The sequence below is a fragment of the Streptosporangium sp. NPDC000563 genome, assembly GCF_040299985.1.
Lineage (GTDB): Bacteria > Actinomycetota > Actinomycetes > Streptosporangiales > Streptosporangiaceae > Streptosporangium.
The window spans coordinates 1-6,767 of the sequence record NZ_JBEPDA010000060.1; the positions used below are offsets into that span (position 1 = coordinate 1).

Consider the following 6,767-nt stretch of genomic DNA (forward strand, 5'->3'; position numbering starts at 1 on the left):
CCGACATGCCGCAGTTCGGCCGGGCGATGATGGACGTCTTCTCCAAGTCCATCAACTCCGCGTCCGCATGAGCACACCTGGCCGGTCTCGGTGACTCGATCCCGGCCAACCTGTTCAACCCGCGAGTGATCGTCATCGGAGGCTAATTCGCCTTGCCGGCCCAGTGGCTGCTGCCACACGCACAAGACCGGCTGCAACGGCTCGTGGTAGCCGCTCCAGCCGCCCGTGCCGATTCGTCGCCTCCACGCTCGGCTTCGGCGCCGACTCCCGTGGCGCGGCGAGCATGGTGATCAACCACATCATCGACGACCCGACCACGATCATGGATTTACCCAGGCCGGCACCTTACTGACGGCCCCACAGACCTGGAGACGGCACCCTCCAGCAACCGCAATATCCGCTACCGCCAAGTGGCATAAGCGCGGCGGCGCGCGCCTTGCCTGACATCCCCCCGGTCAGGAAGGGTTTCTCATGTCACCACGTCATCGAACGTGGGCCAGGCTGCTCGACGCAGTCCTGCCAGAAAATGCACAACGTCCGAGACGTCGCACCGCAACCACGATGGCCTTAGCCCTCATCGCCCCTTTCATCACGCTCCTCACGATGCCGGTGAGCGCCGAGGCCGCCACGGCGGCCAAGCCCGCTTTCAAGGTGCTCGTGGTGCGCAGCACCCAGAACGCGGTGTCGTCGGCCGGCCTGGCCGCGATCCGGAATGCGGCCAAAACCGGTGATTTCACGGTCGTGGCGCCCGGGCCCGCTGACGTGGGCGACCATTTCACGGAGAAGAAGCTGCAGCAGTACCGCGCGGTCGTGTTCTTGGACACGGGTCTTGCGAGCCCGCTCACGGACGCGCAACGCGCGAACTTCGAGGGCTACTTCCGCAAGGGCGGCGGCTTCGTCGGCGTCGGCTCGGCGGTCGAGACCGACGAGTCCTGGTCGTTCCTGACTGACGTCCTGGGGACGCGTGCGTCCGGCAGGACCGACGTGCAGGCGGGTGACGTGAAGGTCGCCGACCGCGTCCACGACGCGAGCAAGGATCTGCCGCAGTTCTGGTCACGGACCGACAACTGGTACAACTTCACGAAGAACGTCCGCGGTCTGTCGCACGTCCTGGCCACCGTCGTCGAGGACCCGTTCGGGCCGCAGCCGCAGGGCGCCGACCTCGACGGGATCGCCGGGGGCACGATGGGCGCCGATCACCCGGTCTCGTGGTGTAAGGACTTCCAGGGCGGCCGCTCGTTCTACACCGGCCTGGGCAACACGGCCGCGAGCTTCGACGCCGGCCTCACCAAGCACCTCAAGGGTGCGATCGGCTGGGCTGCGGGCCAGGCCGACCCGGTCTACAGCGATTGCGGCGCGACCGTGCTGGCCAACTACCAGCAGACGAAGATCGGCTCGCCGCCGAACCTGCAGGAGCCGATCGGCTTCGACCAGCTGCCGGACGGCCGCGTTCTGCAGACGGACCGCCTCGGCTCGCTGCGCATGCACGACCCGACCACGGGCGTCACCACGGTCGTCGCCAACTTCGCCGATCCGAGCCTGCCGATGACACAGCAGATCTACTCCGCGGGCGAGGACGGGCTCTATGGCCCGGCGGTCGACGCCGACTTCGCGACCAACAAGTGGGTCTACCTCTACTACTCGGGGAAAGAGGTCACCGACGTCAAGCTGAGCGACGGATCGGTCGTCACCCAGATCACGCCGAACACCACCCCGCCGAACGTGGCGGCGTCCAAGACCGCGTGGGATCCGTACGTGGGCTATTTCCAGCTCAGCCGCTTCAAGTTCGTCGACGCCACCGACAGCACGCCGGCGCACCTCGACATGGACTCCGAGCAGCAGATCATGCGCGTGCCGGTCAACCGCCAGGAGTGCTGCCACGTCGGGGGCGACATCGACTTCGACAAGCACGGCAACCTCTGGATGGTCACCGGCGACGACACGCCCGCGGGCGGCATCAACGCCGGCGGCTACGGGCCGTACAACTCGCAGAAGACCGACGAGCAGCAGACCGTGCGCGTCACCAACGCGACGGGCGGCACGTTCACGCTGACCTTCGAGGGCCAGACGACGGAGCCGATCGCGTGGAACGCGGATCGCAATGCGATCGACGCGGCGCTCGAGGCGCTCTCGAACATCGAGGCGGATGAGATCCAGACCAGCGGCGGCCCGGTCAACACGTCGAACGTCAACGTGTTCTTCCGCCGCGGCAAGCAGCAGTCGGATCAGCCGCAGATCACCGCCGACGGCGCCGGCCTGACCGGCACCGCCACGCCGGCGATCGCCACCAGCACGGCGCAGGCGGGCGGCTGGTATCAGCGGCTCACCGGTGACGCGCGCCGCAGCGCGCTGAACACCAACGACCTGCGCGGCAAGGTGCTGCGGATCAAGGTCAAGGACGGCAACATCTCCGCCGCCGACGCCAACAAGGTCAACCTCGGCTCCGGCGCGGGCGCCTACTCGATCCCGTCGGGCAACCTGTTCCCGCTGGTCGCGGGCGCGCCGCAGGACAAGACGCGGCCGGAGGTCTACGCGATGGGTCTCCGCAACCCGTTCCGGATCCAGGTCGACGAGAACGACGTGGCCTACATCGGCGACTACTCGCCCGACGCCCAGACACCGCAGCGCTCGCGCGGCCCGTCGGGCACCGGCCGCTACCAGATCGTGCGCAAGCCGTCCAACTACGGCTGGCCGACGTGCTACAAGCGCGACCTCGCGTACTACGAGTGGAACTTCCACGAGTTCGCGCCCGGCACCACCACCGCGGGTACGCCGCTGAACAACCCGCCTCAGAAGTTCGACTGCGACGGGCCGACGCAGCGCAACGACTCGCTGTGGAACATCGAGGGCGGTTCGACGGTCGAGCCGGGCCTGAGGGACGTACCGCCGGTCACCGACCCGGACATCTGGTACTCCTACCGCGACAACAACACGAACACGCCGCTCGGCACCCCGTGCGAGGCCTACTACGCGCCGACCCCGGGCCCGATCGCGCCCGGCTCGACGACCGAATGCCCGCGGCTGTTCCCCGAGCTCTACACCGGCGGCGTCGGTCCGCACGGGGTCACGAAGTACCACTACGACGCGAAGAACCCGAACCCTAACAAGTTCCCGCCGTACTACGACGACTCGGTGATCATCAGCGAGTGGACGCAGGACACGCTGCGCGAGGTCAAGCTCGACAAGCAGAACAACCATGTCCAGAAGATCAACAACTTCCTGGATTGCGGCAGCCGTGCGAACGCCGGGGCAGGCAGGTTCCGGTTCGAGTGCGACAACCCGATGGACTTGCAGTTCGGTTCTGACGGCGCGTTCTACCTGCTGACCTACGGCAACGGGTTCAACGTCATCAGCCCCGACGCGGGCATGTACAAGTGGGAGTACGTCAAGGGCAAGCGCGCGCCGAAGGCCGTGCTCACCACGGACCGCACCGATGGCTCAACGCCGCTGACCGTGAACTTCTCCAGCGTCGGCTCGCTGGATGAGGATCCCGGCGACTCGATCCGCTACGAGTGGAACTTCGGCGACGGCTCGGCGATCGAGACCGACCCGAACCCGGCACACACCTACACGAAGTCCGGCCGCTACACGGCCGTGCTGACCGTGCTCGACTCGTCCGGCAAGCAAACCTCGACCAGCACCGTGATCACCGTGGGCAACACGAGCCCGACGGTGGTCGTCAATACGCCGGTGGATGGCGGGACGTTCGCGTTCGGCGACGACATCCCGTTCTCGGTCACGGTCACCGACCCCGAGGACGGGACGGTGAATTGCTCCGAGGTGCAGGTGACGTTCGTGCTCGCCCACGACGAGCACGGCCACGCAGAGGAGTCCGTCAACGGCTGCTCGGGCGTGCTCCACACGATCGCCGACGACGTCTCACACGGCGGCAACGTCTCCGGAGTGATCCAGGCGCGCTACACCGACCACGGCGCTCCGGGCGGCGTCCCACAGCTGACCACGACCGGCCAGCACCAGATCCGCCAGAAGCACCAGGAGGTGGAGTTCGTCGTCAACCAGTCCGGCACCAACACGGCGACCAACACCGACGGCGGCGCCGGCGTGCACCGCGGCAGCCTGGGCTCGGGCGACTGGCTCCAGCTCAACGGCCCATTCAACCTGACCAACATCGATTCGATCACGTTCCGCGTGGCGGACGCGGCGACCGGCCGCACGCCCGGGTCGCCGCTGGCGGCAATCGAGGTCCGTCAGGGCTCGATCACCGGGCCGATCCTGACGACGGCCAACCTCGTGTCCACCGGCGGGACGGGAACCTGGACGAGCCAGACGTTCCCGGTCTCGATGTCCGGGACGCATGAGCTGTTCCTGGTGTTCCGCTCGGTCACGGGTGGTGCCACGGGCGGCAACCTGTTCAACCTCAACTGGGCCGAGTTCGTCGGCACGGGCATCGGCACCTAGCGAACCCGCCCGTACAACGGCAAGAGAGAAGACACTCATGCGGAGAAGATTTCGCACATTGGCAGTGGCCGCCTGCGTGACGGCGGCCGCACTCATCCCCGCGGCACCGTCGTGGGCAGATGAAACGACACCGCCGACGATCAACGTGGCGACGCTGTCGCCTTCCGCGCCGACCGGCCAGAACAACTGGTACCGCGGCTCGGTGACGCTGAACATGTCGGCGACCGACGACGTCGGCATCGCAAAGTTCCAGTACTCGCTCAACGGCGGCGCCGCCTACATCGACGTGCCCGTCGAGGGGGCGCCGGCGTCGGCCACGGCGTCGGCGGTGATCACGCAGGAGGGCAACACCAGCGTCCGGTACCGCGCGGTCGACACGTCCGGAAACGTCGCGGCGTTCCGCTCGATCTCGGTCCGGATCGACACGCGCGCGCCGGCCGCATCCTACCCGGCGATCACCGACGGTCACGTCGGTCACGTCGCCACACTCATCCCGACGCGCACGGACCCCGCCCCCGGCTCGGGCGGAGTGGCTGTGCTGAACATGTACCTCGACGGCAAGCTGGTCCCGCCGTTGCCGGTGCAGACCTCCGACCTGTCGCTCGGCGTGCACACGCTCGCGGTGCACCTCTCTGACGCTGCTTCCAACAGCGCGAAGTACACGCAGACGTTCATCGTGACGACATCGTTCGCGGACGTCGGCACGCTGATCACCCGGTTCGTGACCGCCGGCAGCGTCCCGGCGGAGGTCGGCGCGGCGCTCCAAGCCAAGCTCGACCAGGCGAAGGCGCTCGCCGACGCCGGTTCGGCCAAGCAGGCGAGCCAGGTCCTGAACGAGTTCGTCTCGATCGCCAACGGCGGGATCAAGCCCGGCTCGGCCCGCAGCACACTCGTAGGCGATGCGCGTTACCTGATCGACCAGCTCAAGGACCGGCTCGCGCCGGAGCCCGCGACGGGCCTCGAGTCTGAGCCCGCGGAGGGCCCGAAGTTCATCCCGGACCCGGTGCTCGCCCCGCTCCCGCACAACCCGGACGCCGACTACAACGTCCTGGTCTTCTCCAAGACGACGGGCTTCCGGCACGACCACATCCCGCACACCGTGGCCGCGATCCAGAAGCTCGGCATCGAGCGCAACTTCAACGTCGACGTCTACGACCCGCAACTCCCGACCGTCACGCTGCCCACGAGCCCGTTCCTGAGCCTCGACACGCTCAAGAAGTACGACACGATCGTCTTCGAGTCCAACGTCGGGCACCCGGGCCCGCTCAATTCGAGCACCGAGCAGCCGAACTTCGAGGCCTACATGAACCAGGGCGGCGGCTATGTCGGCATCCACGGCGCCGCCGACTCGTTCGAGACCCGCACCTGGCCGTGGTACGGCAACCTCGTCGGCGGGTTCTTCACCAACCACCCGAACGGCCAGAACGGGTTCGGCCAGTGCGGCAGCTGCATCCACGCCGAGGTGGTGACCGAGGACCACACGCACCCGGCGACCGCGCATCTCCCTGCCCGGTGGATGACAGTCGACGAGCTCTACAACTTCGACCGCAACATGCGAGCCGACGTGCACACGCTGCTGAGCCTCAACGAGGACAGCTACCAGCGCAGCCTCAACAGCGGCAACGCGGCCACCAACCCGCTGCGGCTGATGAACGGCGACCACCCGATCGCGTGGTGCCAGAACTGGGGCGGCGGCAAGGCGTTCTCGAACATCCTCGGCCACTTCCGGACGCATTACTACGACGACTCGTTCATGCGCATCATCCTCGGAGGGATCGAGACGACCGCCGACCGCAAGGGCGCCAACTGCTCGTCCTACCGCGAGACCAGCCTGCTGATCGAGGCTGACCGAGCGGCCGGGCTGCTGACCGAGTCCGCCGCGGACGCCGCCGATGCCGCCCTGGACATCGCGCGGGACAGCTACCTGGCAAACAACTACACCACCGCCATCCCGGCGCTGAACTCGATCGTCGCCCTGGCGAACAACAAGGCCTCCGGCGACGCTGCGGCGCGTTCCGAGCTCGCGCGGCAGGCGCGCGAGCTGCGGGAGTGGATGCAGAACCTCAACCGGCGCTGACCCCTTCACGCGGTGGGGGCGGTGAATCGCCGCTCCCACCGCGCTGACGCTGGAGGGCGCTGGCGGGCGGTTCCGCGATGGTGCAGGATGACTAGCATCCGTCATCTTTCCTATACGATCCGAGCGGTCGTCACCATTCAGCAGCGTTGCGACCGATGTCAACAGGTTCCTGAAAACGCAAGAAAGGACCTCACGTCACGATGGACGACGAAGCGGTGATCGCGCGGCGCCGTGGGGCCATGAGAGGCGGAACGCCGCCGGGAAGATCTCG

The 6,767-nt window shown here is 67.5% G+C and carries 2 protein-coding genes; both read left to right on the top strand.

Annotated features, from left to right (window positions below; all coding sequences use genetic code 11):
- Window positions 1-561 precede the first annotated feature (561 nt).
- Entirely contained in the window at window positions 562-4,419 is a 3,858-nt protein-coding gene (locus ABT352_RS40570) for a ThuA domain-containing protein (RefSeq protein ID WP_350950413.1), read from the top strand.
- Window positions 4,420-4,456: 37 nt separating this feature from the next.
- Complete coding sequence (locus ABT352_RS40575) at window positions 4,457-6,496, top strand: ThuA domain-containing protein (RefSeq protein WP_350950415.1); 2,040 nt, start codon at window positions 4,457-4,459, stop codon at window positions 6,494-6,496.
- Window positions 6,497-6,767 lie beyond the last annotated feature (271 nt).